35 protein-coding genes and 2 pseudogenes are annotated in these 25,319 nt (G+C 63.8%); 26 read left to right on the forward strand and 11 right to left on the reverse strand.

Annotated elements, in window-relative coordinates; all coding sequences use genetic code 11:
- Position 1: 1 nt before the first annotated feature.
- The 6 genes from HMPREF9336_RS18945 to HMPREF9336_RS07055 form a co-directional block, all read right to left on the reverse strand.
- On the reverse strand, positions 2-877 hold the full coding sequence (locus HMPREF9336_RS18945) for a hypothetical protein (protein WP_244431604.1): 876 nt from the start codon (positions 875-877) through the stop codon (positions 2-4).
- A gap of 15 nt (positions 878-892) precedes the next feature.
- The gene (locus tag HMPREF9336_RS07035; RefSeq protein ID WP_007470375.1) at positions 893-1,222 is read right to left on the reverse strand and encodes a hypothetical protein; all 330 of its coding nucleotides are present in this window, start codon (positions 1,220-1,222) and stop codon (positions 893-895) included.
- Positions 1,219-1,443 (reverse strand): hypothetical protein, encoded by a 225-nt coding sequence (locus HMPREF9336_RS07040; RefSeq protein ID WP_040584682.1) that lies wholly within the window; start codon positions 1,441-1,443, stop codon positions 1,219-1,221. The genes HMPREF9336_RS07035 and HMPREF9336_RS07040 overlap by 4 nt, the downstream gene beginning before the upstream one ends.
- Before the next feature lie 80 nt (positions 1,444-1,523).
- On the reverse strand, positions 1,524-2,960 hold the full coding sequence (locus HMPREF9336_RS18785; RefSeq protein WP_007470380.1) for a hypothetical protein: 1,437 nt from the start codon (positions 2,958-2,960) through the stop codon (positions 1,524-1,526).
- Between the two features lies 1 nt (position 2,961).
- Positions 2,962-3,285, reverse strand: a complete 324-nt coding sequence (locus HMPREF9336_RS07050; RefSeq protein ID WP_021030266.1) for a hypothetical protein — start codon at positions 3,283-3,285, stop codon at positions 2,962-2,964.
- The gene (locus tag HMPREF9336_RS07055; protein WP_021030267.1) at positions 3,282-3,758 is read right to left on the reverse strand and encodes a hypothetical protein; all 477 of its coding nucleotides are present in this window, start codon (positions 3,756-3,758) and stop codon (positions 3,282-3,284) included. Before HMPREF9336_RS07055 ends, HMPREF9336_RS07050 begins: the two co-directional genes overlap by 4 nt.
- Before the next feature lie 127 nt (positions 3,759-3,885).
- Between HMPREF9336_RS07055 and HMPREF9336_RS07060 the strand changes: the two genes are divergently transcribed.
- The 22 genes and pseudogenes from HMPREF9336_RS07060 to HMPREF9336_RS07160 all read left to right on the forward strand — a co-directional run bounded on the left by HMPREF9336_RS07060 (position 3,886) and on the right by HMPREF9336_RS07160 (position 15,981).
- Complete coding sequence (locus tag HMPREF9336_RS07060) at positions 3,886-4,473, forward strand: RNA ligase 1 family protein (protein ID WP_007470384.1); 588 nt, start codon at positions 3,886-3,888, stop codon at positions 4,471-4,473.
- Between the two features lie 134 nt (positions 4,474-4,607).
- Positions 4,608-5,339: a pentapeptide repeat-containing protein gene (locus HMPREF9336_RS17460; protein WP_021030269.1), complete on the forward strand. Its 732-nt coding sequence runs from the start codon at positions 4,608-4,610 to the stop codon at positions 5,337-5,339.
- Positions 5,340-5,574: 235 nt separating this feature from the next.
- A pseudogene (locus HMPREF9336_RS07075) lies at positions 5,575-5,829 on the forward strand (RtcB family protein); the annotation flags it as partial.
- A gap of 155 nt (positions 5,830-5,984) precedes the next feature.
- Complete coding sequence (locus HMPREF9336_RS07080; protein ID WP_244431605.1) at positions 5,985-6,758, forward strand: AAA family ATPase; 774 nt, start codon at positions 5,985-5,987, stop codon at positions 6,756-6,758.
- A gap of 90 nt (positions 6,759-6,848) precedes the next feature.
- A complete protein-coding gene (locus HMPREF9336_RS07085; RefSeq protein WP_244431641.1) occupies positions 6,849-7,277 on the forward strand; it encodes an endonuclease VII domain-containing protein in 429 nt (142 codons plus the stop codon).
- 30 nt (positions 7,278-7,307) lie between these two features.
- Positions 7,308-7,649, forward strand: coding sequence for a WhiB family transcriptional regulator (locus tag HMPREF9336_RS17840; protein WP_007470397.1), 342 nt, complete (start codon positions 7,308-7,310; stop codon positions 7,647-7,649).
- Positions 7,591-7,926, forward strand: a complete 336-nt coding sequence (locus HMPREF9336_RS19300; protein WP_084206624.1) for a CHC2 zinc finger domain-containing protein — start codon at positions 7,591-7,593, stop codon at positions 7,924-7,926. Before HMPREF9336_RS17840 ends, HMPREF9336_RS19300 begins: the two co-directional genes overlap by 59 nt.
- Entirely contained in the window at positions 7,826-8,461 is a 636-nt protein-coding gene (locus tag HMPREF9336_RS07095; protein ID WP_007470399.1) for a toprim domain-containing protein, read from the forward strand. Before HMPREF9336_RS19300 ends, HMPREF9336_RS07095 begins: the two co-directional genes overlap by 101 nt.
- A 184-nt stretch (positions 8,462-8,645) precedes the next feature.
- The gene (locus HMPREF9336_RS07100; RefSeq protein WP_280110257.1) at positions 8,646-8,885 is read left to right on the forward strand and encodes a glutaredoxin family protein; all 240 of its coding nucleotides are present in this window, start codon (positions 8,646-8,648) and stop codon (positions 8,883-8,885) included.
- The gene (locus tag HMPREF9336_RS07105) at positions 8,882-9,124 is read left to right on the forward strand and encodes a hypothetical protein (protein WP_021030272.1); all 243 of its coding nucleotides are present in this window, start codon (positions 8,882-8,884) and stop codon (positions 9,122-9,124) included. Before HMPREF9336_RS07100 ends, HMPREF9336_RS07105 begins: the two co-directional genes overlap by 4 nt.
- The gene (locus HMPREF9336_RS07110) at positions 9,121-9,549 is read left to right on the forward strand and encodes a DUF6378 domain-containing protein (RefSeq protein WP_007470404.1); all 429 of its coding nucleotides are present in this window, start codon (positions 9,121-9,123) and stop codon (positions 9,547-9,549) included. Before HMPREF9336_RS07105 ends, HMPREF9336_RS07110 begins: the two co-directional genes overlap by 4 nt.
- Positions 9,546-9,767, forward strand: a complete 222-nt coding sequence (locus tag HMPREF9336_RS07115) for a hypothetical protein (RefSeq protein WP_007470407.1) — start codon at positions 9,546-9,548, stop codon at positions 9,765-9,767. Before HMPREF9336_RS07110 ends, HMPREF9336_RS07115 begins: the two co-directional genes overlap by 4 nt.
- Before the next feature lie 325 nt (positions 9,768-10,092).
- Complete coding sequence (locus tag HMPREF9336_RS19305) at positions 10,093-10,437, forward strand: endonuclease VII domain-containing protein (protein ID WP_084206625.1); 345 nt, start codon at positions 10,093-10,095, stop codon at positions 10,435-10,437.
- The gene (locus tag HMPREF9336_RS07125; RefSeq protein WP_007470411.1) at positions 10,430-11,200 is read left to right on the forward strand and encodes a metallophosphoesterase; all 771 of its coding nucleotides are present in this window, start codon (positions 10,430-10,432) and stop codon (positions 11,198-11,200) included. Before HMPREF9336_RS19305 ends, HMPREF9336_RS07125 begins: the two co-directional genes overlap by 8 nt.
- Positions 11,197-11,811, forward strand: coding sequence for a hypothetical protein (locus HMPREF9336_RS07130; protein ID WP_021030273.1), 615 nt, complete (start codon positions 11,197-11,199; stop codon positions 11,809-11,811). Before HMPREF9336_RS07125 ends, HMPREF9336_RS07130 begins: the two co-directional genes overlap by 4 nt.
- Positions 11,805-11,993, forward strand: coding sequence for a hypothetical protein (locus HMPREF9336_RS07135; RefSeq protein WP_007470415.1), 189 nt, complete (start codon positions 11,805-11,807; stop codon positions 11,991-11,993). Before HMPREF9336_RS07130 ends, HMPREF9336_RS07135 begins: the two co-directional genes overlap by 7 nt.
- Before the next feature lie 19 nt (positions 11,994-12,012).
- Positions 12,013-12,558: a hypothetical protein gene (locus HMPREF9336_RS07140; RefSeq protein ID WP_021030274.1), complete on the forward strand. Its 546-nt coding sequence runs from the start codon at positions 12,013-12,015 to the stop codon at positions 12,556-12,558.
- 241 nt (positions 12,559-12,799) lie between these two features.
- Complete coding sequence (locus HMPREF9336_RS07145; RefSeq protein ID WP_007470418.1) at positions 12,800-13,057, forward strand: helix-turn-helix domain-containing protein; 258 nt, start codon at positions 12,800-12,802, stop codon at positions 13,055-13,057.
- 9 nt (positions 13,058-13,066) lie between these two features.
- Positions 13,067-13,270, forward strand: a complete 204-nt coding sequence (locus HMPREF9336_RS07150; protein WP_021030276.1) for a hypothetical protein — start codon at positions 13,067-13,069, stop codon at positions 13,268-13,270.
- 309 nt (positions 13,271-13,579) lie between these two features.
- Positions 13,580-15,388, forward strand: coding sequence for a DNA polymerase (locus HMPREF9336_RS07155; protein ID WP_007470420.1), 1,809 nt, complete (start codon positions 13,580-13,582; stop codon positions 15,386-15,388).
- Positions 15,389-15,424: 36 nt separating this feature from the next.
- Positions 15,425-15,583 carry a hypothetical protein gene (locus tag HMPREF9336_RS18380; protein WP_021030278.1) on the forward strand — a complete coding sequence of 53 codons (159 nt, stop codon included), beginning with the start codon at positions 15,425-15,427 and terminating at the stop codon, positions 15,581-15,583.
- A complete protein-coding gene (locus HMPREF9336_RS07160) occupies positions 15,583-15,981 on the forward strand; it encodes a hypothetical protein (protein WP_007470422.1) in 399 nt (132 codons plus the stop codon). The genes HMPREF9336_RS18380 and HMPREF9336_RS07160 overlap by 1 nt, the downstream gene beginning before the upstream one ends.
- A 628-nt stretch (positions 15,982-16,609) precedes the next feature.
- Here the strand turns inward: HMPREF9336_RS07160 and HMPREF9336_RS07165 are convergent.
- Entirely contained in the window at positions 16,610-16,843 is a 234-nt protein-coding gene (locus HMPREF9336_RS07165; RefSeq protein WP_007470426.1) for a hypothetical protein, read from the reverse strand.
- A 166-nt stretch (positions 16,844-17,009) separates the two neighbouring features.
- Between HMPREF9336_RS07165 and HMPREF9336_RS07170 the strand changes: the two genes are divergently transcribed.
- Entirely contained in the window at positions 17,010-18,446 is a 1,437-nt protein-coding gene (locus HMPREF9336_RS07170) for a carboxylesterase/lipase family protein (RefSeq protein ID WP_244431608.1), read from the forward strand.
- Between the two features lie 53 nt (positions 18,447-18,499).
- On the opposite strand, the pseudogene HMPREF9336_RS17855 reads toward HMPREF9336_RS07170, so the two are convergent.
- The 4 genes and pseudogenes from HMPREF9336_RS17855 to HMPREF9336_RS07185 form a co-directional block, all read right to left on the reverse strand.
- Positions 18,500-19,061: pseudogene (locus HMPREF9336_RS17855) on the reverse strand (DinB family protein).
- 23 nt (positions 19,062-19,084) lie between these two features.
- Positions 19,085-21,298: an AAA family ATPase gene (locus HMPREF9336_RS07175; protein WP_021030279.1), complete on the reverse strand. Its 2,214-nt coding sequence runs from the start codon at positions 21,296-21,298 to the stop codon at positions 19,085-19,087.
- Positions 21,299-21,330: 32 nt separating this feature from the next.
- Positions 21,331-22,536, reverse strand: coding sequence for a CocE/NonD family hydrolase C-terminal non-catalytic domain-containing protein (locus HMPREF9336_RS07180; protein ID WP_021030280.1), 1,206 nt, complete (start codon positions 22,534-22,536; stop codon positions 21,331-21,333).
- Entirely contained in the window at positions 22,533-23,096 is a 564-nt protein-coding gene (locus HMPREF9336_RS07185; protein ID WP_021030281.1) for an alpha/beta hydrolase, read from the reverse strand. Before HMPREF9336_RS07185 ends, HMPREF9336_RS07180 begins: the two co-directional genes overlap by 4 nt.
- A 136-nt stretch (positions 23,097-23,232) precedes the next feature.
- Here HMPREF9336_RS07185 and HMPREF9336_RS07190 point away from each other — a divergent pair, with 136 nt between their 5' ends.
- The 3 genes from HMPREF9336_RS07190 to HMPREF9336_RS07200 are packed head-to-tail and all read left to right on the forward strand — an operon-like array spanning position 23,233 to position 25,319.
- A complete protein-coding gene (locus HMPREF9336_RS07190) occupies positions 23,233-23,793 on the forward strand; it encodes a MauE/DoxX family redox-associated membrane protein (RefSeq protein ID WP_425277262.1) in 561 nt (186 codons plus the stop codon).
- Complete coding sequence (locus tag HMPREF9336_RS07195) at positions 23,794-24,603, forward strand: thioredoxin domain-containing protein (RefSeq protein WP_007470437.1); 810 nt, start codon at positions 23,794-23,796, stop codon at positions 24,601-24,603.
- Entirely contained in the window at positions 24,495-25,319 is an 825-nt protein-coding gene (locus HMPREF9336_RS07200; protein WP_156920314.1) for a DsbA family protein, read from the forward strand. The genes HMPREF9336_RS07195 and HMPREF9336_RS07200 overlap by 109 nt, the downstream gene beginning before the upstream one ends.

Genomic DNA, 25,319 nt, shown 5'->3' on the forward strand with positions numbered 1-25,319 from the left:
TCTAGTTCGTCGGCGGCGTTCCGCTCGGCTCGTCGTAGAGCAGCCTGTCTTTGGTGATCACTCTTGGCTGAGGCACGCTGTCGTCACGCAAGTGCGCGGGGAAACAGGGGGTGCTGCCGACCAGGGTCGGCTCATACGAGCCTGCGGATTGAATTCTGAGGCTATAGCCATCAGAGGAATGACCATAACGGCTGGGCTTGTCGTCGCTCTCGCGTTCTTCGACTTGCCAGCCCCAGCTTTTCCAGATGTCTCCGACTCTGGCAATCAAAGCGTTGTAGTCAGTTCCTGGCGGGGTGTGCATGTCACGGAAGTCGGCGAAGTCCACCGGGGAGTTTTCTATGTCGACGCGCTCCGAGTCGCAGGCCGCTGTACTGCCGCCCCCGTAGCCGCCGTACCGCTTGTTGTCGAGCATGACCCCCTCGGGAAGCCCTTGGAGGGTCTTCCGCATGTACCCGTACAATGCCTCTTGCGCTTGGCGTTGGCTGGTGATGCTCGGGGAGACGGTCATAGGATCGGCTTTCATGTCGAGTGTGGTCACTGAGTGTTTTGGGCGGGACTCCGAGTCGGCCAGGGGCGGCGGTGGCGCGGTTGGGGCGCAGCCCGCAAGAAGCATGGCAGCGGCGAGCACGACCGGCACTATGATGCATCCGATGGCAACGCCGCGCGAACGGGGGGTTTTCCCGAGCAGAAGCAAGAGCACCGCGACACAAGCGCTGATCGCACAGACCATGATGAGCGCGGGCCGCTGGCTGGCGGCTTCATGTGGAAGGAAGTAGCGTATTAGCGAGAACAGCGTCTCGCAGGCTGCGGTGATGATTGGGGCACTCCATGTTGCGGTATTCCACGATATCGGCGGAAGTTTCGACAATGCGGCCACAGCGAAGCCTTCCGGTCAAAACCGCATATGGGACGGATCGTTCGAGAAGAGGGAGATGAACATGCCAGGGATCGTGTACAGGAACAACCAGTACATGTACCGGAAGACGACCGCTCCGACAACCGCCGCGAGGATGCCCATGCCAACTCTCCGCGCCGTCTTGGTCTGCACAGCGAGACCTACCCCCAAGATAAGGATACCGAGCAGGGCGTACGGGTACCAGCCATCTTTCCCGAACGCGGCCACAGCCATAAGCGAAAGCGCGGTCACGACAACGGCTAGGAAGCTCTCCGGGCCGTGTTTGGGGTCGCTCCTCCGCTCAGCGGATTCCTTCTGTCCGTTCATCCGACCAGCCAGAAGCCGAACCAGGCCAGCACGAGCGGAAACCCGATAATGCCAAGGGCGATCCCACGCGAGACCGGAGTCCGCACACCGAACCAAAGCACAAGGGAGGCGACAAAAAAAATGACGCAGAGCGAGATGTGCGCCGTTGCCTTTTCATCTCCCGAAGGGCCGTAGTGCCGCCTGTAGTAGAAATCTTGAACGTTGTAGATCAACGTGCTCACCGAAAGGCTTGCCGCGACGGATGCGGGGGCGCTCCATGTCGCAGCAGCCCACGATATCGGCGGAAGTTTGAGCCTCGGCATCAAATGGCCCCTTCCATCTGAGGAGTCTGGGACGACGGCGCTACTGGATCTACGTGCGGCGGATTGTCCGCGTTCTCTGGTCCAAGAGTCATCTCCTGCCCCGGCACATTGACCTGTGTTGTGTGGCTCGGAATACCTGGCCCATCCCACTGCTGGTATCCGGGTTGTGTCTCCTGCAACGGGCCAGGATCTCCTGCCCCCACGTCGTGGTGCGGCCTTAGATTCGCCATCGGGCCGAATTCGCTTCCTGTTGCTTGATAGTCATAGGCGGTCGTGGTCGTGCCTTGCCGGTCCTGGTAGACCTCCATGGAGGGATAATCGCCAACCCTGCCGTCGATCTGTACGCCGTTCTCAGTCGGGGTCAAGGTGATATCGCCGTTGACGGAGAGGCCACCCATGTGCGAACCGGGCGGCGCTAACGGGTTCGTCGCGTCGTAGTGGACACGAACTCGCCCATCCGAAGTTTGTTGCACGTTGACGGTAGGGTCTTGGACCTCGGTCTCCTCGTTCGTGCCGATAGACGGGTTCTGTCTGGCCACGACGACGCCGTTCTCGTAGTCGATGTAGATGGAGACTCTGGTCTGTCGGGGGTCGAACTGGTCGTTGGGGCCTCGGTCGTCTCCGAGGTCGTTGAACGGGAGGTTGAATACGTTGTTCGCCGGGATGTAGAGGCCGACCCTGACGATCCCTTGCCCTGGCACTGGTTTGATGTGGCCGACCGTGACCTTCGCGGGAACGCCGTTGTTCCTGCCGACGAGAGTGTTCGTGTCCAAGATTTGGGCCATCTTCCAATCCGAATCGCTCTGCGGCGCTCGACCGTAGAGCTTCTCGAACTGCGCGGTGTTGACACCAGGATGCTTGGGAGAGGTCGGCATGACTCCGGGGTCGTCTTTGTGTTCGCCGCCGAAGGTGAGCCAGTCCTTTTTCTTGTGGGGCTCGCCGCCTGTGCCTTCTTTGATTCTGCCGCTGATCTCGCGGATTTTCTGCGCGTGGTGCTCGTCGGCCTGTTCGAGCTCGTGCTTGGCCCTGCCCACCGCTTCGGCGTGCTTGTCGAAAAGCTCCTGGCTCTGGCGGGGATAGTCGCCCTCGATCCCGCCTTTGGAGTTCACGACGAACCCGGCTCGCATCGCCGCTTGCACGGCTGTGAACAGGCGATTGTGTTTCGCGGCGAGGTCGTGCCCCGCCTCCTCCCAGATCTGCTTCTCCTCGCGCATCAGCTGGATTTTGTCGTCGGTGAACGAGGTGGTCGCCTTCAGATACTCATAGCGAGCGTCGGCTGCTGTGCCCACCGATTGCGCGGCGGCGCGGTTGTTCAAATCCGCGATCTCGTTGTTGATCTCCGCGAACGCGTCGGTCTTCTCCCCGAGCCGAGCCGCCTCCGCGATCAAGGTCTCAGGCTTCCAAGTTTTCAGGACGTTCAAACTGAACTCGGGCATCTCACCACCTGTACTCCGTATCTGGCTCCACCGCGCCCCGCAGCTGTTGGGCGTTGTGCTCCTCGACGCGAACGTACTTCTGCGCCGCGAGCGCGCTCTCCGCCCCCGCGTGCGAGCCCCGCGCGTGCGCGTGGTCCGACACGGACCCGCGCGCCTCCCCGGACTCCCGGACGGCGGCCGCCGTCGCGCTCTCGGGCATGTCCACCGAGCCTCCGAGCTGGGCCAGGCCCAACGCTTTGGCCTCCTCCGCCTTGCCGACGATCTTCTGCCCGAAAGCAAGCAGGTCGTCGGTGTTCACACCGACCTTCCCGTTCAAGCCCGTCACCTCGCGCCTCCGAACGGCCCACGAGGCGGCGGTGGAGGCATCCCCGGAAAACTCGGCGGCGGGCCGTGGGGGGACGGGACGCTGCGGGGGTTCGGGTCGGTCGGCCAGGCCGACGACGGCGCGGGCCAGTGGCCCGTCAGATCCGCTGTGGCGGGGTTCCATGGCGGCGGTGGCGGCGGCGGGTCGGGGAAGTCCTCGGACATGTCGAGCCCGCCGTCAGGCAGCGTCGCGGGCTTCTCGCCCGTCTTCGAGGAGGCCGTCTCGTACACGATCCCCTCCGGGGTCCAGCGCCTCGACATCCTGGACTGCGCCCCAGCGGAGTCCATGGCCTTGCGGAACTGCTCCGCCTTCTCGCGTTCGGCCTCCAACACCATCGGGTCGATCTGCTCGTCCTCGGGGTCCTCGACATGCCCGTACCGTTTCACGCGCGGCCCCACGTCCCGGTAGCCGTACCGCCCCGCTCCGTAAACCATGCGGAAAACTCCTCCTGCGCGCCGAAACGAAACACCTCGTTTTGGGCATCGTACTGGACACATGATTACCCCCGCAACAGCTGGGCGTAATTCCAATCAAGCCCCCGATTGGGAGAAGGAGAAATCAATGAAAAAGATCCCGTGCCTGTTCGAGCGGGATTTCACCGACCGGCGTAGGCCGGTCCTGCTGGACAAGGTCACGCCTGGTTGCGAGTGGGTGCTCGCGGGGGAGGGCAAGGCCACGAGGAAGTGGGACGGCACAGCTTGTCTGATCCGCGACGGGAAGTTGTACAAGCGCTATGACGCGAAGAACGGCAGGACCCCGCCACCGGACTTCGAGCCTGCTCAGCCTGCGCCGGATCCGGTGACTGGGCACTGGCCGGGGTGGGTTCCGGTGAGCGAGACGGCAAAAGAGGATCGATGGCACAGAGAAGGCTGGGACGCGTTTGGGAGGTTGGAGGCGCTGGTGGGCCGCCGGTTCCCGGACACCACGTATGAGCTGATCGGCCCGAAGGTGAACGGAAACCATGAAGGGGCGGACACACACCTACTGGTGCAGCACGGGGATTGGAGCTACAGCGAGATCCCTCGTGACTTCGACGGGCTAGGGGAGTGGTTCAGGGGAGAGCCTATCGAAGGCGTTGTCTTCCACCACCCGGACGGGCGTATGGCGAAGATCCGCAAAGCAGATTACGGAATGAGAAGGAGTGATTGAATGATGTTTTCTGTTTGTACCGTGGCTGTGGTGGCCACGGTTCTGGCTCTTATTACCTGCCTGGTAATCCGAGGCGAGAGTATGGGCGCGCTGCATCTTGCTCTGATCCACGGCCAGACCGGGGAGGCGGCGCGATGAGCGGGCGGGTTTTGACGCGGGATGGTGTGCTTGCGTTGGTCGCTGAAGCGACCAGGGCGGGAACTCGCGCGGACCTGCGCCGGGCGGACCTGCGCTGGGCGGACCTGCATGAGGCGGACCTGTATGGGGCGGACCTGCGTGGGGCGAGCCTGAGCTGCGCGGACCTGTATGGGGCGGACCTGCGTGGGGCGAGCCTGAGCTGGGCGGACCTGCATGAGGCGGACCTGCATGGGGTGGACCTGCGTGGGGCGAGCCTGAGCTGCGCGGACCTGTATGGGGCGGACCTGCGTGGGGCGAGCCTGAGCTGGGCGGACCTGCATGAGGCGGACCTGCATGAGGCGGACCTGCGTGGGGCGAACCTGCGTGGGGCGGACCTGTATGAGGCGGACCTGCGTGGGGCGAACCTGCGTGGGGCGGACCTGTATGGGGCGGACTTGTCTGGGACGACATGTCTTTCCGTGACTGGCCTGCCGTCCGGTCCCGCCGTCCTCGTGCCTCTTCCAGACGGATGGCAGCTCACGGTTGGCTGCTGGTCGGGGACTGTCGAGCAGTTGCGGGCGTTGATCGCGAAAGACCACGGCTGGCCGGAAGCGGAGGGCGACCAGATCGCCGTGCGCCGCCCGATGCTGGCGGCGTTGGCGGACATGGCTGAAGCCTGGGCGGCGGCGCAGCCTCACCTGCTGGAAGCGGTCCAGGAGAAGTGGGGAAAAACGGAAGTCGTATGTTGACGAAGAGTGGAGTTGTGATGAGTGGTATCAAGTTGAAAATCGCAGGGTTGACTGTTCTAGCGTTGGTTGTGGCCACTGGTTGTTCGATGTCGGGCGACGACGGGAGGGGCAATGCGACCCCCAACGATACAAATGCCTTCAACGTCCATCTACCAGACAATAGGTCGGTCATCTGTGTTTCTGTGATTGATTCCGGCTACGGGATCGGTCTCTCCTGCGATTGGAGGAATGCGAAATGAAGGTTTTGGGCGAGAAGCTGGTGAGCTTCGCCAGCTTGATCGAGGACGAGACGGTCGAGCAGGCGCGTCAGGTCGCGTCGATGCCGTTCATTCATGGGCATGTGGCGTTGATGCCTGATGCTCATGCGGGGAAGGGATCGTCTGTGGGGACGGTGATCCCGACGTTGGGGGCGGTCATTCCCGCCGCTGTCGGGGTGGATATCGGGTGCGGGATGATCGGCGTGCAAACCGATGTGTTGGCCGCTGAGGTGGTTTTGGATCTGTTCGCGTTGAGCAACCAGGAGGAGGAGTTATGAGCTGGCCTGAGGCCGCGGTGTGGATCGCGTTTTTCGCGGCTGCCGCTGTTCAAGCGTTTTGGCGGAGGTGAGGGATGTATTCTCCGATTCAATCAGTCAGGATCAAAGGCGTGGCGGGGGACCCGCTGCCCACGGTGTTCGAGTCGTTGGAGGGGCAGGGCGTTCGATTGCTCCGTGGGCAGTTCGCGCTGGTGTGCGCCGGTCCTGGGTGCGGCAAGTCGGTGTTCGCGTTGACGTACGCGATCACATCCGGGGTGCCGACGTTGTACGTGTCGGCGGACTCGGACCCGTTCACGCAAGCGTCTCGGCTGTTGTCGATAGTGTCGGGCCGGGACTTGGAGCAGTCCGCGAGCACGGTCAGGTCGATGCGGCGGGGCGACCCCGCCGAGAGGCTGATGCGTGTGCCGATCCGGTTCATGTACGACGCTGCGCCGTCGTTGGGCCGTATCGAGCAGGTGTTGCTGGCGTACGAGGAGTGCTACGGGCATTATCCGTCGTTGATCGTGGTCGACAACGTCACCAACATCAGGACCGACACCGCCGAGGAGGGCGGCGACCCGTACGCGGGGCTGGAGTACTTGGCCGATCAGCTGCATGTGCTGGCGCGTGAGACGAAAGCGTGCGTGGTCGGGCTGCACCATGTGACTGGCGAGTTCAACAACTCGGACAAGCCGGTGCCGTTGAACGGGGTCAAGTCGCAGGTGACGAGGGTTCCTGAGCTGGTGTTGACGATGCATAAGCACGAGCCGATCCCTGGTGTGGTGTCGCTCAGGGTTTCTCCGGTGAAGAACCGTAACGGGAAGGCCGATCCGACCGGGCGGACGTTCGCCGAGCTGGACTACGACGGCAGATTCGCGCGGATCAAAGACTACGGGGCGCTATGACCACCGATACCGGGCAAGCGTTGTTCCTGGTGCTGTGGTTCGTCGTGACGTGTTGGATCTTGGTTAAAGGAATAGAGGATGACTAAGCCGATGCGGCGCTGTGTGGACTGCGTCTCGGAGGGCATCGTGACGAGGAGGAAGACCAAGCCTCCCGGCCCGCGTTGTGCGACACATGCGAGGGCGAGAAGGGCCGGGAGGCGTGATACCTCCTGGGAGGCGCGGATTCTCGCCACGTACGGGATCACTGCTGAGGAGTATTGGCGGATCTATGAGAGCCAGGGCGGGGTCTGCTACATCTGCCGTAGGGCCACAGGAGCCCGTAAACGGCTCTCAGTCGACCACTGCCACAAGACAGGGCGGGTCAGGGGCCTTCTCTGCCAGAAGGATAACCGGGACGTTCTGGGCCATTTGAGGGACGATCCTGAGGCGTTGCGGCGGGCTGTCGAGTATTTGGAGTCGCCGCCCGCTCAGCGGGTGGTTGGCGAGAGGGTCGTGCCGGGGTTCGCCAGCGCCGAATAGCAGGTGCTGAGAAAAGTGAATAGGAGGATTATGGCGTTGAGTGGGGCGTGGCGCGACGGGGCTTTATGCCCACAGATCGACACGGCACTATGGTTCCCCGAGGTCGGACAGCATGCGAAGCCCGCAAAAACAGTGTGCGGCATGTGCGTTGTGCGTGAGGATTGCCGGGACGACGCGCTGGAGCGGCGAGAGCGCCATGGGGTGTGGGGCGGTCATTTGTTGCGAACGATCTCCGGGCGTAAGGCCGCGTTGGCCGAGGCGGGGATTGTCCTTGAGTCTGGAGACGATTATCTGACATCGGAGGAAGCGCCAGATGAGCCTGATAGCGGAAGTGATCACGCATTACTTTCCCGAGTGGGAGCCCCCGGCTGATCGGGGGCATGAGTGGGCTAGGTGTTTATGCCCTTTCCACGGTGAGGACAACCCGTCCGCCGCTGTCTCGTACCGGCTTGAAGCTTTTAATTGCCTCGCGTGCGGCATGAAAGGCGACGCTATCGGGATCGTGATGAAACACAAGGAGGTTTCTTATAGCCGAGCAAGACGAATCGTTGAGGAGATCGGCGGACAAATACCATCAAAGCCTGCCGGGGAGCCCCGGAGAGGCGTATCTGAGAAGCCGTGGGCTGGACTATCGAAGCATTCTCTATGACGGGCCAGCGATCCACCGCATCGGGTACGTCGAAGACCCGGACCCGGCGCACGAGAAGTATCGCGGACACCTGGCGATCCCGTATGTCAAGTGGTCTCATCAAGGCGAGTGGTCGGTGGTGTCGATCAGGTTCCGGTGCGTCGAGGATCACGACTGCAAAGCGGCTGGGCACGGGAAGTATCAGACCCAGTCGGGGGACCGTCCACGCTTGTACAACACCGAGGTGTTGTCACGGGATGACGACGTGGTCGCGATCACTGAGGGCGAGCTGGACGCGTTGACCGCCGAGGCGTGCGGCATCCCCGCTGTCGGGGTGCCGGGTTCCACCTCGTGGAAGCCGTATTTCCGTGAATTGTTCCTGGGGTATCGAGAGGTTCTCATCCTCGCGGACGGAGACGACGCGGGGGAGAAGTTCGCGAAGACGGTGGCGGATTCTTTGCCGAACGCGCGGATAGTCCCGTTCCCCGCCGGTGAGGATGTGAACTCGTTCGTATTGAAAAACGGGACAGAAGCATTGAAAGAGAGGGTTGAATGAATAGTTATGAAGTCCAGCACTGGGCTAAGCAAGTAGTGAAAAAGCGGCTCAGATTCCGGGATGATGATTACGCGTTCGCCGGATTTCCCGAGGTCGAAGCAGCCAGCAAGGAAGACCGGTCGGCGGTGTTCGGCCTAACACTGCTCCTTATGAAGACAATCAGGGAGGCGCTTGAGTGATTACTGTGTACACACAACCGGGCTGTAAATTGTGCGAGCGGTCGATGCAGAAGCTAGACGATGCCGGTCTTGAATACAACATGATCGATCTGAGCGAAGACCCGAAAGCATTGTTTTATGTGACCGAGGTTTTGGAGTGTCGGACCCTCCCCGTGATCGTCTCAGGTAAGACGGTCATTCGAGGATTCCAACCCGACCAGTTGAAAACATTGATCGAACAATTAAAGAAAGGGGATGCGGAATGAGCATTATTGAAGAGCTGGAAAGCCTCCGCGCGAGGGTCGAACGTCTAGAGGAGAAGATAGGCGTGTCGGTCACAAGGGTTTGGCAGAACGTCAACGATATCCCGCCCAACGTCGATGTGGTCGATAGGGGCGGCGATCATTATTCTGCTAGCCGGATCCGGTGGGAAATTCGCGATGACGGCGGAAGATGGCTGAATAAATATGGGCCGTTTACCGAGATTATCGGGGGTGAAAAGTGAATGCTCTGGAAGAGGCGGAAAGCCTTGTCAACGGTGACCGGCTGGAAGAATGGGGCGATCCTCGCGAGAGCTTCAGCCGCATCGCTGAACTGTGGTCGGCGTACCTCGGGGTTGAGGTGTCGTCGGTCGATGTCGCCCAGCTGATGATCCTGCTGAAGGTGTCTCGGGGGCGGAAGAAGTTCAGCCGGGACTCGATAGTCGACATTATCGGGTATGCCGCCCTGGCCGAGAAGATCAACGAGGATGCTCGGTCGAAGCCGCGTCAGTGGGATTCGTTGCAAGATGTTCCTGACGGTATCGGAGTTTGGAACAGTGAAGGGGTTTTCTACGAGCCGGGTCTGGTAAGCGACCTGAAGGGCGAAGGGTCTTATCGTGGATTGCACTTTCCCTACACAGATGCGCCTGTGCGAGTCGAGGAAGAATGAGCGGTATTAGGGAATGGCAGTCGCTGGCGGATGTGCCAGAGGGCGTGGGCGTGGTCGACTGGGCGGGGGAGTACCACAGCCCGAAAGAGGTCCAACTGGCGAAGGACGGCTGGTACCGGGAATCTGTGAATGTGCACCGACACGCTTATAAATTCCGCTACTGGGATGAGATGGGGCCGATTACGGAGGCGCATATCAGATTGGGGCCGAGTGACTGATTACGATTATGTTGTCAGATCCAGGGCATATCCCATCCACGGTTGTCCAGAGCCTGTGGAAACGTTTGTCAACGTATTGGTTCATTACCCGGTCTCCGACATAGGGATTATGAATGCTATCGCGGAGCTACAGAATTTGTTTATGCAAGCCAGGGAAGAGCTTTTTAACAGGCTTGCGAATCTGCTTGAATGTGAGGAGGGGTAGTGGCTAAACGCATTTGTATTATTCCAGATACTCATTTTGAGGGAGTGTAGGAATTGCGGAGCCGACCTCACTGGCTCGCACTTTAATCGTCGCTTCTGCGACTCGGAATGTCGATATGAAATGTACGGACCAATTGCTAGAAGGTCTGCTAACGCATGGCGGCGGACGAACGCGGAGCGCAGCCTCAGGGCAGATCACAATAAACATCTGAAGAAGAAGTATGGGCTCACTATTGAGCAGTACGAAGAGATGGTCGCTGTCCGTGGGAATAAATGTGACATTTGTGGCCGTACGCCGATTGAGGTTGGGGACAGCCGAAGGCTCTCAGTCGACCACTGCCACAAGACAGGGCGTATTCGTGGGCTGCTGTGTAGGTGGTGCAATACCGCGATAGGTCAACTTCAAGATTCGGTTCAAGTGATGGAGAACGCAATTAAATACATGAAGGAATGGCAGAGTGGGTAAGAGAATTGTAATTATCAGCGACTGTCAAATGCCTTACGACGACCGGAAAGCGCTCAAGTCCGTTATCCGGTTCATCGGGGACACCCAGCCAGACGAGGTGATCCACATCGGTGACCTGATGGACTTCCCCCAGCCGTCACGGTGGAACAAAGACACCAGAGGCGAGTTCGAGGGGTCGGTGTTCGCGGACTGCGAGCAGGCCATACGCCGGTTCCTCGGGCCGCTCAGGGACGTGTATGACGGCCCGGTGGGGGTCCACGAGGGCAACCACGACGAGCGGCCCAGGACGTATCTGGCGAAGTACGCCCCGGCGCTCGCGGAGTCCGGGGCGTTCAACATCGAGACCTTGCTGGACTTCGGAGGTTTCGGGGTCAAGCTGCTACCGGAGTTCAACCACGTGGCTCCGGGGTGGATCACCACTCACGGGCATCGCGGCCAGATCAGCTTGTCTCGGATCGCGGGGAACACCGCGTTGAACGCGGCGAGGCGGTTCGATTCGTCGGTGGTGATGGGGCACACGCACCGGCAGGGCATCGGGAGTCACACGCCCGGTTTCGGCGGGGAAGTGAAAAAGGTGCTGACCGGTATGGAGGTTGGGAATCTGATGGATATGAAACAGGCGCAATACCTCAAAGGAGGCACCGGGAACTGGCAACAGGGCTTCGGCCTGCTGACCGTGGACGGGAAGCATGTGAAAGCGGAGACAGTGCCGATCCGCGACGGGAAGTTCTCGGTCGACGGGCACGTGTGGGAGGTCAAATGACGGCGAATCGGCATTATGACGATGTCTTGGAGCTGCGGGACACCGCTCGAAAGGCTGCGCGTTCGGTGGCGAGGAACTGGCCTGGTGTCGCTGACGAGGATGATGTTGAGCAAGAGATCCTGGTGCGATTGCTGGAGTCTCCCGGATCGACGCGGAAAATCGCGAGCAGCAGCCGGGAAGGCCGCTACCGGATGGTCACGCGGATGGGCCACCAGATCGCCGCGAAAGAGCGCGACGACCACGACCATTTCACGGGAAACTATCACTACTCGGTGGACGAGGCGCGGGAGCTGCTGAGGTCCGGGGCGTTGTCGACCGGGCAGACGGAATTCTCGCCAGACGTGGTGGACCTTCGCCAAGCGCTATCAGAGCTGGGGCGCAAAAACGCGAAGTACGCGGACGCGATTCTCGAACGGTACCTGGACGGTAGGACCGGGACCGGAGATGTGGAGTTCCGCAACTTGCTGAGCAGGGCGCATGAGGCTTTGGCGAATCTGATGAACCGTTTCCGCCGGTCGTTGGGCGTTGAGAGGTCCGATCACGGCGGGCCGGGGTCGAGAAGGGCCGTCCGTCATGGCGAAGCGTTGGGCATTCAGGAGCGGCAATGGTGAACGACAACGTCGCGGACCTGATGTTCGACAACTTCCCGTCGCAGTACCGGGCGTTGATCCTCCCGGAGCTGTACCCGGATGTGCGACCGATGCGGTTGGAGAACTGGACCGACGACGACCGCGAGGTCTACTGCGGCGGCGAATACATCAAAAACCATGGGAAACGCGCTGAGAGCGCTTAACAACAAAGGTAGGGAATCTATGGCTATTACCGAGAACGATCCTTGGGCTTCCGCTCCGGTCGACGCTGATTTTATCGAGGAGCCAAGGCAGGAAGACGCGCCAGTGGAGCCGGGCCAGAAGCCGCGTGCGGCGAAGGCGAGGCCGAAAGACGACGATCCGAGCGGGCAGCGGGTCCGGGCGACGTTGAAATCCGGCGCAGGGTACGACGCTCCGTGGCTGACTGTCGATTTCGAGTCCATCGATGACGCGTACGACGCGCTCACCAGCGACGACACCAAAAAGAAGCTTGGGGCGGTGCTGGAGATCGTGACGAACGCGGGCAAGCTGTTCGCGAAGTATCAGAGCCCGAACCAGGGTGAGGCGGCGCAAGCGGTCGCGCCCGCTCAGATCCAGCAGCGGCGAAGCTACGGACCTCCTCCAGGGGCTCAGCAAGCGCCTCCCGGCTCCCCCGACTGCCCTCCAGGGTGGACGTTCAAATCGGGCGTGAACAGCAAGACCGGCAAGCCTTGGCAGGCGTACTTCCCCCGAAGGGCGTTGAGGCGGACCCGATCTGGCTTTAGCTGAGGATTAACGCGAAACAGGAGAGCCGGGGCGTGTTGCCCCGGCTCTCTTTTCTCTTTGAAGGAATAGTTCATGTATCACACAGTCGTGAGCCTACGAAATGGGCAGGTGTTGGAGGTCACGGGCGATAAACCACTGATCGACATCTGCGAGAACCTGCTGTCGATCACCGACTCAGACGGAGACACCTACTCATTCTACTGGCCTAATGTCTCGTTCTATTTCACCGCGAGAGGAGACGACGATGAGTAAACACCCAGTGCTCGCCGGATTGTTCAGCGAGATCCAGCAGTTGACGGAGCGGAACGAGTTCCTAGAGCGCGAGAACGCCGAGTTGAAAGCGGCGAAGAAAACCGCGAACCGTAAGAAGCTGTCGAGGGCGGAGGCCACGCAGATCCGCAGGCTGCGGCGGGCCGGGAATTCTCTGGCAGAGATCGCGGGAATGTTCGACATCAACCCCGCCACGGCCTCACGCATCGCGCGAAACATCTACCACAAGTAAGGAACATTAATGAGCGAACAATTATCTGAGACGGCGAAAGAAGTGCTTGAGATGACGTTCAATGCTATAGCAGCGCACGCAATCGCCTACGCCGAGACTGTGGCATGTTGGCGGGAAACGTACCCCAACCTTGACGACCTGCCCGACACGTTACGGGAGTTTGTGATCGAGGTTGAGGATCGAGCCGAAAAAGCTATTGCTTTGTTTGAGTAAGGGGAATTATGGGTTTGAATTGGTTTGACTTCGCGCGCAAAGAAGACATCGCGGGATGGAGGCTTCACCAAGAGGCGGAAGAGGCTTACATCCAAAGTGTCGGATGGGAGGGGACGTGGGTGAAGGTACCCCGAAAATGGCACCTTCTCATCGACAACCGCATTGGGCACGAGTCCTTTTCTCATCTGTGGAACGGATTTGAGTGGGTTCCGGTGGTCTCTTACGACCGCAAGGGGAAGCTTTACATCCGCCTTCCGCATCCTTGCGAAGTTAAAAATGACTGTGTCGTTACCCCAGTAAGGAGGGCTCGTGATTGAGCATCGGTACGGAATCTCGGAGGAGCCGGTCTCGATCAAGGTAGTCGAGACCGTCGATGGTCTGACATCGTTTTTCGACTTTGTCGACCGCAACCACCAAATCCTCGGCTTAGACTCGGAAACCACAGGGCTGGACATCTACTCCAAAGGGTTTCGATGCAGGACAGTTCAGTTTGGGTCACCGGAAGAAGGTTGGGTTATCCCAGTCGAGCGTGGCGCGGTGTTTCGTGAAGCGGCGATTGCCGCGCTACGAGCCGCCGACAGGTTCGTCCTCCACAACGCCTCGTACGACCTCCAGGTGTTCGACAAATGCCTGGGTGTTCCGATGGAGGAGTTGTGGCCGAAGGTCGTCGACACCAAGATCCTCGCCCACCTGGTGGATCCCCGTGGACGGAAAGAGGGCGGGACCGGGCATTCGCTAGAGGAGCTGACCCGCCACTACCTGGACGCGGATGTCGCGGACACCGTCAAAACGTTGATGACCGATCTGGCGAAAGAGGAGAAGACCACCAAGGCGAACGTTTGGAAAAAGGTCTCGCTCGACAACCCCCGATACCAGCTGTACGCGGGCATGGACCCGATCCTGGCGTGCCGGTTGCGTCAGAAGCTCTCGCCGCTCGTGCCTGTCTCGGCGCGGGGGCTGGTCGGGTACGAGCGCGACCTAGCGGAGGTCTGCTCGGTGATGGAACGAACCGGGTTCCTGCTCGATGTCGACTACACGAGAAAGCTGTCCACCCGCCTGCGCCTGGACGAGAGCGTGGCATCCGAGATCGCGTTGAGCTACGGGTGCGAGAACGTCAACTCCACGGACCAGGTCGCGGACGTGCTAGAGCAGATGGGGGCATGGATTCCCGGTCGCACGCCGACCGGGAAAAAGCAAGTCAACGACACGTTGCTGGCGCAGCTCGCGAAAGACGGCAACGAGTTCGCCCGGTCTGTGATCGACGCGAAGAAGGCGGGGAAGTGGCGTAAGACGTGGGTCGACCGGTTCTTGCAGACCGTCGACCCGGACGGCAGGTGCCACGCCTCGATCAACCCGCTACAGGCCAGAACGGCGCGTATGTCGATCACCGAGATTCCCGCCCAAACACTGCCAGCGGGGGACTGGATGATCCGCCGCTGCTTCCTCGCTGACGAGGGGGAGCTGATCGCGTCGGTGGACTACCAGGCCCAGGAGCTTCGCGTACTTGCGGCGTTGTCGGGAGACCCGACGATGATCCGGGCATTCGCGGAGGGCCAAGACCTCCACCTGCTCACGGCTCGTGCCGCGTTCGGGGACCACATCACCAAAGACGACCCAGAGCGCAAATACGCGAAGGTCGTGAACTTCGGCCGGGTCTACGGCGGGGGGGCGAAAACCGTGTCGGAGCAGACCGGGCTTGGTTTCATGGCCGCGAAACAGGTCGTGGACGGGTTCGACAAAGCGTATCCGGGCGTTCGTGTGCTCTCGCACAAACTCCAAGAGGAGGCCGTGAAATCAGGGCAGATAGTCACACCGACCGGGCGTGTGCTCCCGGTCGACCAGGACAGGGCTTATGCGGCGCTCAACTACCTGATCCAGTCCACATCTAGGGATGTGACCGGAAAAGCGCTCATACGCCTCCACAGGGCCGGTTTCGGGCCGAACCTACGGCTTCCGATCCATGACGAGGTGCTGGCATCGGTGCCAGCGGCGAAAGCCCGTTGGGGGGCGAACCGTATCGCTGAGATCATGCGGGAACAAATGGGTCCGGTATTGATCGACACCGACGCTGAGGTCGGTGGCCGGTCGTGGGGCTCCTTGTACGGGGCCGATTACTGAAAGTTTGAGGGATTATGTGGAAGATAAGAAAAAGCAATGCTGACACCAGAAGAGCAAGACGAGTGGGACGCGCTGTTCGAGGAATTCTTCGGCAACGAGATCATCAACAAAACGACTTCGTTGCCGAAGAAGGACGTGCCTGATCTGAAATCGACTTATTCGTATAAAGACCAGATCGCTAGAGGGGATTTCTGATGGACGATAGAGATTTCTTTAAACTGCTGCTGACCCAGTTCGAGGCGACCACCGGAGCCGCTGACACATACTGGTTCCCCAAAGAGGTCGAAGACACCTTCGAGATATCTGAAGGATATGACATCCTCACTATGAACAAAAAAGAGGAAAAGGGATGGATCGGCACTGTGCGGAACCAAGCTGACGCTGAGTTCATCTGCGCTGTCATGGGCTGCTTCCCCGATCTGGTGAGACGGCTCGAGCAAGCCCTGGACGAGGCCGACCTGAAAGACCGGCAGCGTGACGAGATCGCGCACGAGCACATCGAGCTAGCGCAGGAGCACAACTACGCGCTAGCCCGGATCAAGACCCTCGAAGCCCGCGTAGCTGAACTGGAGGGAGCTAGCAATGGTGGGTGAAGATCGACTCCTAGCGAGCAAGGAGGTAGCTCAGCGCCTGGGCTGTACTCGTGACCACATCCTGCACCTACGTGTGAGAGGAGGCCATCCGCTGTTCAACGACAAAGCGATCAAGCTGGGGCGTACCGCCCAAGCCCCTCTGCGTTGGCGTGAGTCGGACGTGGAGGAGTACATCGTGGCCCACGAGGCCGGTAAGACATGGAGGTGAAGGCGAGGCTAGATGGCCTCCACTTACTCTCCACTTTAATGATCACAAACGATCATAAGCCGACATAAAAAATCTAGCTCGTTGGGTAAATGAGCATTTCAAGCTGAAGTTTGACATATGATGCCTTATGGTGGTATGTGGGAATGCCCTCATAACCCAGAGGTCGCAGGTTCAAATCCTGTCCCCGCTACGAAAGGCCAGGCCAGAGGATGGAAATCCTCTGGCCTGGTTTCGTTTGGGGTTTGCCCCTTACTTACTCCTTATTTTGACGATCGTTCGGGCGTGTCATCGCCCGTCGCGGATGATCCTGCCCCTGAGCTTCCCGACCTCGGGATTGGCTTCGCCGAGGGCTCCGGCCGTCCAGACGAAAAACCGCCCCGCGCGATCGCGCGGGGCGGTTTTATTCGAGGCTGCTGCGGCTCAGCGGGTGCCGAGGGCGGTGCCGATGGTGTCGTGCAGGGCTCCGGTGGCCTTGTTGGGGCCTTGGTTGGTGACCACGTCGTTGTTCTCGGGCTGCTCGTAGTTGTGCCCATGGGCGTCGCCGCTGAGGTGGGCGACCACCACGGTCTCGTGCGCGGGGGCGGCCGAGGCGTACGCGGCGGCTCCGAACAGGCCGGAGAGGGCGATCAGGGCGCTGGCTGCGAGGGTTTTCATGGCGGTGGTCCTTTCTTGTCTCGTCGTCCGGTCGAGGGTTCTCGGTCGTCGGCGTTTGTTCGCTTCACATACTATAACCCAATCATCCAATGATTTATTCCAACCCTTCGCAACTGATGCGAGGGGGGTTGTTATGGCATGCTCGAAGCATGAAGGCCAAGACTCGATGAGCGAGGGTGAAAACGCTTTTATGCGCGCTGAGCAGCTCGGACGCCGTTCGGTTCTGATCGGGGCGGCGGCGCTGGGCTTGGCCGCCGCGTGTTCTGGGCCACCCGTGGGCGCGCTGGCTCCCGAATCCGTGCGCACGGTATACGGGCCGGTTGTGGGCGAGCGGAGAGCGACGGGTTTCGCCTTCCTCGGCGTCCCGTACGCCCAGCCGCCGGTCGGCGAGCTGCGGTTCGCGGCCCCGGAGCCGCCGAAGCCGTGGAAGGAGGCGTTGCTGTGCACGCGCTACGGCCCGACGGCGCAGCGCAAGCAGCTCAGCGAGGTGACCACGATCCCGGAGCCGGTCATCCCGGGCGACGGGATCTTGAACCTGAACGTGTTCACGCCCGATCCTTCGCCTTCGGCGAAACTTCCGGTGCTGGTGTGGATCCATGGCGGCGGATTCGTCGCCGGTTGCTCGGCGAGCCCGTGGTACGACGGGGCTTCCTTCAACCGTGACGGCGTGGTGCTGGTGTCGATCGGGTACCGGCTGGGCGTCGAGGGGTTTTTGCATCTGAGCGACGCGCCGGAGAACCGGGCCGTGCTGGACTGGCTCGCCGCGTTGCGCTGGGTGCAGGGCAATATCGCCGCGTTCGGCGGGGATCCGGCGAAAGTGACCATCGCGGGCCAGTCCGCGGGCGGGGGCGCCGTGTGGGCGCTGATGGGTGCGCCATCGGCGAGAGGGCTCTTCCGCGCGGCCATTTCGGAGTCCGGCGCCCTCGCGCAGCCCAACGACAGGGCTGTCGCCATGGATATGTCCGCGCTGTTCGCCCAGCGCACCGGGACGCCCGCGAAGGCTGCGGCCATGCGGGATCTCAATCGCGATCAGATGCAGGCGCTGGAGGACGCGCTCCGCGCGCAGCGACCAGACAATCCGCCGTGGCTCGCGCTCGGCCTGGCTCCGTGGGCCGACGGCAGCCTGATTCCGCGCGCGAGCCACGAGATGCTCCGGCCCGGAGCCGCCGATGCCGTCCCGTTGCTGCTGGGTTTCACCAGCCAGGAGTTCGGCGACGAGGCGCAGAGCGACGCGATGCTGCGCGCGCCGACGTATCGGGTCGCGGAGGCGCGCGCGAGCCAGGGGCAGCCCACATGGCTGTACGAGTTCGATTGGCCGTCGCAAGCTCCGCAATACCGGGGGAAGTCGTTCCACTGCCTGGACGTGCCTTTCGCCTTCGATCTGCTCGGAGCCCAAGGAGTGGCCGCAGTCGCGGGCGACAATCCTCCGCAAGGGCTGGCCGGAGCCATCCATGGGGCATGGGTCTCGTTCGTCGCCGACAACGACCCAGGCGGGAACTGGCCTCGGTACGGCCTCGACCGGCGCGAGACCATGATCTGGGCCGAGGAGCCGCAGGTCCGGTCCGACCCGTTCGCCCGGCAGCGCCCGAACTGGCTGCGCTGACCTTCCCGCAGCCCGGTGCGCAAATGGCTGATCGTGCTCGGGCTGCTTCTGCGCTAGCGCGCCCCGCCCAGACGCAGGTAAAGATCGCGGAGCAGGGCGATCTCCGCGCCGTGGTGGATGACCTCGCGATGGATGTGGCAGCACCAAGGTCGCCATCGGCAAGTCCGCGTACGGCCCTTCGGCCGGTCCGCATGCTCGGGCGAGGCCCGCCTCGCCGAGCGCGCGTGCCCCCTGGACCCACGCGCGGTGGTGATCGTCGAGCAGTGCGAGCGCTTCTCGCGCCGTGCCGGGATACTCGAAATCCGCGTAGTCGACCGGCGGGCCGCCGAAGTGCGCCGCGGTCCGGGCTCCGAACACCCCGACGACGAGGTGGCACAGCCGCCAGGCGATGGTGGTCACCGGGGCTGGCTCGGGAGCCGGGAACGCGTAGTCGAGGGTGAACGCGCCGGCGCCCGCTTGGCTGGGCGCGGCGCTCGTCCCCCGGCGGCGCAGGCTCCAGCAGCCGGTCGTCGGCTCCCAGAAATACTCCGCGTCGGTGAGGCCGTCGAGCCGAGGCCGCAGCTGTTCGCGCCAATGCCATTCGAGCTGTTCGACAAGCTCGTCGGTCCAGTCGATCTGTCGCGCCATCGTCGGGGCTCCTAGCCCTGCCGGGACTGAGCGTACGCCGCAAGGTGCGCAACCTGGACGGGGTCGAGCGACCCCGGCGTCACGCGTAGCGCCTCCTCGACGTCGGCGCGCGTGATGTCCGCGGCCTCGATGTCTCGGCGCATCGCGGTGAGCGCTGCTTCGCGGAGCACCGCCGCGCAGTCGGCGGCGGAGTAGTCCTCGAGTCGTTCGGCGAGTTCGCCGAACACCACATCGTCTGCCAGGGGGACTCCTTTCGCCGCCGCGCGCAGGATCGCCTCGCGAGCCTCGGCGTCCGGCGGCGGCACGTAGATGAGGCGTTCCAATCTCCCCGGCCGCAGCAGCGCCGGGTCCACGAGGTCCGGACGATTGGTGGCTCCGAGCACGGAGACGTCGCGCAACGGCTCGACGCCGTCCAGCTCGGTGAGCAGCGCCGCCACCACGCGGTCTGCCACGCCTGAGTCGGCGGATTGCCCCCGCCGAGGGGCGAGGGCGTCGATCTCGTCCAGGAAGACGAGGGAGGGCGCGCTGTCTCGGGCTCTGGCGAAGAGCTCGCGCACAGCTTTCTCCGAGGAGCCGACCCACTTGTCCATTAGCTCGGCTCCCTTGACCGCGTGCACGGACAGCTGGCCGGAGCCCGCGAGCGCTCGGACTAAGAACGTCTTGCCACAGCCCGGCGGGCCGTACAGGAGCACGCCGCGCGGCGGGGACACACCGAGGCGGGCGAACGTGTCCGGGTGGCGCAGCGGCCACAGCACGGTTTCGGTGAGCGCCTGCTTCGTCGCGACCATGTCGCCGACGTCGTCGAGGGTGAGCCGTCCGATGGACAACTCCTCGCCGCCGGAGCGCGACAAGGGGCGGATCACCGACAAAGCGCCCCACAGGTCCTCCTGCGCGATGAGCGGCGGCTCGTCCGATTGGCTCGCCCTCGCCGCCGCGCGCAGCGCGGCCTCGCGGACCAGCGCAGCCAAATCCGCCGCGACGAAGCCAGGGGCTCCGAGCGCGATCTCGCGCAGGTCCAGCTCCCCGGTCGGCGTGGCGCGCAGTAGCACGCGCAGCAGGTCCTCTCGGATTTGGCCGTTGGGAGAGGGCAGCGCGAGGACACGGTCGCACAGACCGGGATCGCGCAGCCGGCGGTCCACCCCTTCGGGATGGGCGGTGGTGGCGATGAGCGCGCAGCCGGGGCTCTCGACCACGTGGCCGAACTCGTCGAGGATGGCGGCGGCGACCGGATCGCTCGCCGCCGGGAGCAATGCGTCGACATCGGTGACCAAGAGCACGGCGCGCTGGCGAGCGGCTTCGGCCGCCGTTTGGCGCACCGTTTGCAGCCGCGCGTTCGGCTCCAGCGCGCCGGCGCTCGGCCCGTCCAGCTCGACCAACGACCGGTCTTGGGCGACTGAGCGCACGAACGTCGCCTTGCCGACCCCGCCGGGGCCGGTGACGAGCGCTCCGAGTCGGGGTTCGACTCCGAGCGCGCGCAGGAGGTCTGGCTGGTCCAGCGCGAGGGTGAGCCATTCCCGGAGCGTGGCGACCTGCTGGCCGACTCCGACGAGTTCGGCGGAGTCGCGCGCCCGCCGCCCGGCCCCGCGCCCGGACGCGGGCGGCTGCGCCGACGGGGCGGAGGCGGGAGCCTGCGCGGGGGAGTCCGGGGCAGGCTCCCCCGTCCGGGCGCCGTCGAAGCTCACGGCGGAGTTCGGCTGCACGCTCACCGGGCCCTCGGGGTCGGTCGCGACGACGGTGAGCAGTTCGCTGGTCCAGGTGATCCCGACGGATCGGGCCAGCGACTCGACGGCAGGGGCGGTGCTCGTGCCGGGGCCGAGGTCCCGTGGCAACAGCGAAACCACGTCGCCGACCGAGAGCACCTTGCCGAGCAGCGCAAGCCGCAACGTGCCGGGGGCGACTGAAGCCTTGGCGAGGACCGATCCGGAGAGCCGCGCCGACCGCGCACCCACAACGCTCGTCGCGCGCACCACGACCTGCCCGTCCTCCCGAAGCCCGGTGTTGGAGAGCGTGATGTCGTCCAAAAGCGCCACACCGGCGGGGAACCCGGACGGCGACAACCCCGCGACGGCGACGGTGGTGCGGGTTCCGAGCAGCTCGACCGCGTCCCATTCCCGCAAACCCAGCGCCGCGAGCACTTCGGCGTGCAAACGCACAATGCCGCGACGGGAGTCGGACGCGGACGGGTTCAGCCGGGCGATGAGGCGCAATTGAGGTGCGGAAGTCACCAGAGCAGCCTAACCGGCCTGCCATGGGACGGTCAGTTGCTCGAGACGGTTGGCAGCGTCAACCGCGCGCTGTAACCGCCGAGGACGAGCGTCACCGGGGCCGGGTTCGGGCCCGACGCATACCCTGGGTCGCTCCCAGCGACGGCGAGCTGGATCCGGTGCCCTGGGGCGAACCGGTGCGCGAAGCCGACGAGGTCGACCACCACGGGGCCTTCGCCGTCGAACCGCGCGAGCGAAGGGAGCTTGGTGACCACTTCCGGCGCGCCGTCGGGGCCGACGTCGAGCAGGGTGACGAACACGGTGCCCGTCCCCGGCGACGACATCGACAGGGCGAGCTTGCCGACGCCGACGACGTCGACCGGCTTGTCCAGCTGCTCGCTGGTGAACGTCTTCGCCGGTCCGCCCCCGCCAGCGGTTTCACGAGTGACCAGCTGCTGACCCGCCTCGGGGCCGGCGGGCGTGGCGGCGAGTTGGCCGTCCGCCGTCAAGTACCAGGACCGGTCGGGCCCCGCCGGATAGTCCGCGGCTTGCCCGTACACCTGCCGCGAGTCCGCTCCTGGCGTGTTCGACCACGGTCGGTAGTAGTTGAAGTTCGCGCCGAGGTCCACGGCTTGGTCGTTTTTGAGGTAGCGGTCGAGCCAATGGATCACCTGCAAGCTGGCGAAGGCCCCCTCGACCTTGTCCGGGTCGAAGTTCCAGCCGGGGTCTCCGACCGGCCCGTCGCGGTCCCATGGGGTGTCGTGGCCGTACTTGTGCCACAGGAGCTGCACTGGGACGTGGCGGGCCCGGAGCGCTTGGTAGGTTTTCAACGCCTCGTTGAACGGGGCGAGCCGGTCGTCCTGCCCCTGCGCGAGCAGGACGGGGATGTCGATCTTGTCGACGAAGCTCTTCACCGACCGGGACAGCAGCAGTTGCCGCTGCGCCTCGGTGAGTCGCCCCTGCTCGCCGAGATGCAGGAGCGCCTGGCAGGAGGCCGGGGCGATCTTGCGGCATCCGTTGTCTTGTTTGGCCTGGCTGAGGCTGAACCCCGGGTTGTGCTCGCCGCCGCGCAAAAGGCTTTCGGCGACGCCCGTCTTCGCCGACCCCGGCGGCGGCGCGGCCCCGGCCTGCGTCGCGAAATTCGGCGCGAGTTCCTGGTTCAAGTCGTTCCAGGTGAGGCTGGGGACGATCACGTCGATCCGAGGATCCTGCGCTGCCGCGATGAACTGGATCTGCCCGCCGTAGGAGCCGCCGATCATGCCGACCTTCGGGTCGTACGGGCGCGCCCGCCCGCGTGGTCGTGTTCGTCGGTCTGCACGACGGCGAGCGGGGGGAGCGGTTTGGTGTGGCCGGCGTCGGCGAAGGAGAGCCCCGGAGCCCCGCCGAGGTAGTCGACCAATTGGCGGACCACCGCGCCTTCGTAGTCCGGGTCGTCGAGGTGGATCTGGCACCCTGATCCCTCATGCCCGAGCTGGGTGTAGGCGAGGACCACGTATCCGCGCCTGGCGAGTTCCGCGTTCATCGCGCTCTCCTGCGTTTTGGTCGCGCCGAAGCCGTGGGAGTAGATGAGCGCGGGGGAGCGGTGGTCGGGGCTGGCGTCGGAGGGCAGGTAGAGGTCGGCGTCGATATCGCAGGGCTGGTCCCGCGCCGGGCCGGTGAGCGTCGCGATATGTTCGTGCCGGAGCGTGAACACTCCGGAGCGCTCGTCGGCCGGCGTGGGGGCCGAGCTGGAGCAGGCGGTGGCGACGAGGGCCGGTGCCGTTCCGGCCAACGCGAGGGCGAGGAGCCTGGGGAAGGGGCGGGCTGGGCTGAGGCGCACATGTTGAAATTACCCGGTCTTTCTGAGAGTACGGCCAGAAAGGCCGGTCGCTTCCCGGCGGAAGCCCTGCTCCAGCGGGTATCATGCGGCTGTGACAGATGAGCGTAATGCGCGGCCCTCGGTGCTGGTGCCCGTCGTGAGCCTTGCGGCTCGGCTCGGGCTCGCAGCGGTCTGGCTGTTCGCGGGCGTGCCCAAGCTGCTCCTCAGCGAGCCGGAGCTGAACGAGATCGCCGTCTCGGCGTTCCGGTTGCTGCCGGATTGGGCCGTGCGGCCCGTGGCGGCGGTCCAGCCCGGTTTCGAGGTCGCGCTCGGCGTGGCGCTCTTGATCGGCTTCGGCGCGCGCGCTGCGGCGGCGTTGAGCGCCCTGCTGTTGGCGGGCTACATCGCAGGCATCGTGTGGGTGTGGGCGCACGGCTACCAGATCGACTGCGGCTGCTTCTCGCAGGGCGGGGAGGACCCTTCCGCCACCGGTTGGGGATACGCCAAAGACATCGCGAGGGACGCGGGCTTCCTCGCGCTCGCGCTGTGGCTGGTGGCCAAACCCAGGTCCTGGGCCGCGCTCGGCCCAGGCTCCCGGCTGCCGCTGCGGCCGGCCGATGACGCCGAAGCCGCCGAGGACGAGCCTGCAGTTGGTCCAGTTCCGCTAGAATCGTCGCCTGCCCCTGCCGAAAACAACGCGACGAAGACCGAGGCTTAGATGACGATCAAGACCAAGACCCAGCCCAAGAAGGGCGCCGCGAAGGCTTCGGCGCGCAAAGGACCAGGCCCAAGGGTCGGCGAATGGCTGCCGTGGGTAGCCGGAGCCGTGGTGATCGTGGCGCTCGCCGTCGGGGTCTGGTGGGGGATCAAGCAGCAGTACAAGGACGACAACACGAAGTACGACCCGGTGCTCGCGACGGTGGGCAAGCCGGAGGCCAAGGTGACGTTGGACGTGTACGAGGACTTCCTGTGCCCGGCGTGCGCGGGGTTCGAGGAGGCGTACGGGGCCGAGGTCGCGAAGGCGGTCGAGGCGGGCCAGCTGCGGGTGCGCTTCCACATGCTGAACTTCTTGAACCGGGGGTCGGCTTCGGGGGACTACTCGTCTCGGGCCGCGGGCGCCGCGCTCGCGGTGTTCCAGAAGGCTCCGGACAAATTCCTGGCGTTCCACTCGAAACTGTTCTCGCAAGGGGTCCAGCCGCAGGAGGGCAGTGACAGCGACCTCTCGAACGACCAGCTGGCGAAGATCGCCGAGGAGGTCGGGGCCGGCGCGGCGGCGGCGGACATCCGCTCGGGCTCCCAGGTGAAGACGGCGGCGGGCTCCGCGTCCGCTTCGATCCGCCAACTGCAGAGCATCACGAAGAAGGCCGCCACGCCGACGGTCCTCAAGGATGACAAACCAGTGGAGTGGAAAGACCCGCAATGGCTCCAGAAACTCATCGGAGCCCCGGCGCAGGCTCCGGCCCCGGCGCAGGCTCCGGCCCCGGCGCAGGCTCCGGCCCCGGCGCAGGCTCCGAAGCCCGCCGGATGATCTCTGGCGCGGGCAAATTCTGGATTTGGGTCGCAGGCGGAGCCGCCGTCGCGGTCGCCATCCTTTTGACCGGCGCGTTCATCAGCCAAAAGAGCAGCTCAGATAGGCCAATTCCGACGAAGTCCGCGCAATCGGGAGCCTCGTCCGGGCGGACAAGCGCTCCGCCGCCACCTCCTGCGGAGGTGGGCAACGCTCAGGCTCCGCTCACCATCGACGTGTACGAGGATTTCCTCTGCCCGGCCTGCGCCGGGTTCGAGCACCGGTACGCGGCCCAGATCGTCGCCGCCGTGCAGCAGGGCGCGCTCCGGGTCCGCTATCACTTCCTCACGGTCTTCGACGGCAGGTCCGCCTCGGGCAGCTACTCGTCGCGGGCGGCAGGGGCGGCGATGTGTGTGCTGGAGGAGGACGAGGGCGCGTTCCTGCGCCTGCACACGACGCTTTTCCAACCCGAGGTCCGACCGGAAGAAGGTGGCGCGACGGACCTCGCCGACGACCAATTGGCGAAACTCGCAGCCGAGGCGGGAGCCTCGACGCAGGCGGTGGACTGCGTGCGGCGGGGCGCTCGGGCCGAGCAAGCGAAAGAGGCCGCGCGGGCAGGGGTGCGAGAGCTCTCGACGATCGTCAAGGGGCAGCTCGTCACCCCGACCGTGGTCAAAGACAGGCGAGTCGTCGACTTCGCCGACAAAGCATGGCTGACAACGCTCCTAGGAGGATGA

Source organism: Segniliparus rugosus ATCC BAA-974 (assembly GCF_000185725.2).
In the GTDB taxonomy this organism is placed as follows: domain Bacteria; phylum Actinomycetota; class Actinomycetes; order Mycobacteriales; family Mycobacteriaceae; genus Segniliparus; species Segniliparus rugosus.

What these genes read in the sequence shown, in the direction of transcription:
- HMPREF9336_RS07035 (WP_007470375.1), bottom strand. Translation starts at nt 1,222, where the DNA reads ATGAACGGACAGAAGGAATCCGCTGAGCGGAGGAGCGACCCCAAACAC.
- HMPREF9336_RS18785 (WP_007470380.1), bottom strand. Translation starts at nt 2,960, where the DNA reads ATGCCCGAGTTCAGTTTGAACGTCCTGAAAACTTGGAAGCCTGAGACC.
- HMPREF9336_RS07055 (WP_021030267.1), bottom strand. Translation starts at nt 3,758, where the DNA reads ATGGTTTACGGAGCGGGGCGGTACGGCTACCGGGACGTGGGGCCGCGC.
- HMPREF9336_RS07060 (WP_007470384.1), top strand. Translation starts at nt 3,886, where the DNA reads ATGAAAAAGATCCCGTGCCTGTTCGAGCGGGATTTCACCGACCGGCGT.
- HMPREF9336_RS17460 (WP_021030269.1), top strand. Translation starts at nt 4,608, where the DNA reads ATGAGCGGGCGGGTTTTGACGCGGGATGGTGTGCTTGCGTTGGTCGCT.
- HMPREF9336_RS07085 (WP_244431641.1), top strand. Translation starts at nt 6,849, where the DNA reads ATGCGGCGCTGTGTGGACTGCGTCTCGGAGGGCATCGTGACGAGGAGG.
- HMPREF9336_RS17840 (WP_007470397.1), top strand. Translation starts at nt 7,308, where the DNA reads ATGGCGTTGAGTGGGGCGTGGCGCGACGGGGCTTTATGCCCACAGATC.
- HMPREF9336_RS19300 (WP_084206624.1), top strand. Translation starts at nt 7,591, where the DNA reads ATGAGCCTGATAGCGGAAGTGATCACGCATTACTTTCCCGAGTGGGAG.
- HMPREF9336_RS07105 (WP_021030272.1), top strand. Translation starts at nt 8,882, where the DNA reads ATGAGCATTATTGAAGAGCTGGAAAGCCTCCGCGCGAGGGTCGAACGT.
- HMPREF9336_RS07115 (WP_007470407.1), top strand. Translation starts at nt 9,546, where the DNA reads ATGAGCGGTATTAGGGAATGGCAGTCGCTGGCGGATGTGCCAGAGGGC.
- HMPREF9336_RS19305 (WP_084206625.1), top strand. Translation starts at nt 10,093, where the DNA reads ATGTACGGACCAATTGCTAGAAGGTCTGCTAACGCATGGCGGCGGACG.
- HMPREF9336_RS07130 (WP_021030273.1), top strand. Translation starts at nt 11,197, where the DNA reads ATGACGGCGAATCGGCATTATGACGATGTCTTGGAGCTGCGGGACACC.
- HMPREF9336_RS07135 (WP_007470415.1), top strand. Translation starts at nt 11,805, where the DNA reads ATGGTGAACGACAACGTCGCGGACCTGATGTTCGACAACTTCCCGTCG.
- HMPREF9336_RS07140 (WP_021030274.1), top strand. Translation starts at nt 12,013, where the DNA reads ATGGCTATTACCGAGAACGATCCTTGGGCTTCCGCTCCGGTCGACGCT.
- HMPREF9336_RS07145 (WP_007470418.1), top strand. Translation starts at nt 12,800, where the DNA reads ATGAGTAAACACCCAGTGCTCGCCGGATTGTTCAGCGAGATCCAGCAG.
- HMPREF9336_RS07150 (WP_021030276.1), top strand. Translation starts at nt 13,067, where the DNA reads ATGAGCGAACAATTATCTGAGACGGCGAAAGAAGTGCTTGAGATGACG.
- HMPREF9336_RS18380 (WP_021030278.1), top strand. Translation starts at nt 15,425, where the DNA reads ATGCTGACACCAGAAGAGCAAGACGAGTGGGACGCGCTGTTCGAGGAA.
- HMPREF9336_RS07160 (WP_007470422.1), top strand. Translation starts at nt 15,583, where the DNA reads ATGGACGATAGAGATTTCTTTAAACTGCTGCTGACCCAGTTCGAGGCG.
- HMPREF9336_RS07165 (WP_007470426.1), bottom strand. Translation starts at nt 16,843, where the DNA reads ATGAAAACCCTCGCAGCCAGCGCCCTGATCGCCCTCTCCGGCCTGTTC.
- HMPREF9336_RS07170 (WP_244431608.1), top strand. Translation starts at nt 17,010, where the DNA reads ATGAGCGAGGGTGAAAACGCTTTTATGCGCGCTGAGCAGCTCGGACGC.
- HMPREF9336_RS07180 (WP_021030280.1), bottom strand. Translation starts at nt 22,536, where the DNA reads ATGATCGGCGGCTCCTACGGCGGGCAGATCCAGTTCATCGCGGCAGCG.
- HMPREF9336_RS07195 (WP_007470437.1), top strand. Translation starts at nt 23,794, where the DNA reads ATGACGATCAAGACCAAGACCCAGCCCAAGAAGGGCGCCGCGAAGGCT.
- HMPREF9336_RS07200 (WP_156920314.1), top strand. Translation starts at nt 24,495, where the DNA reads ATGGCTCCAGAAACTCATCGGAGCCCCGGCGCAGGCTCCGGCCCCGGC.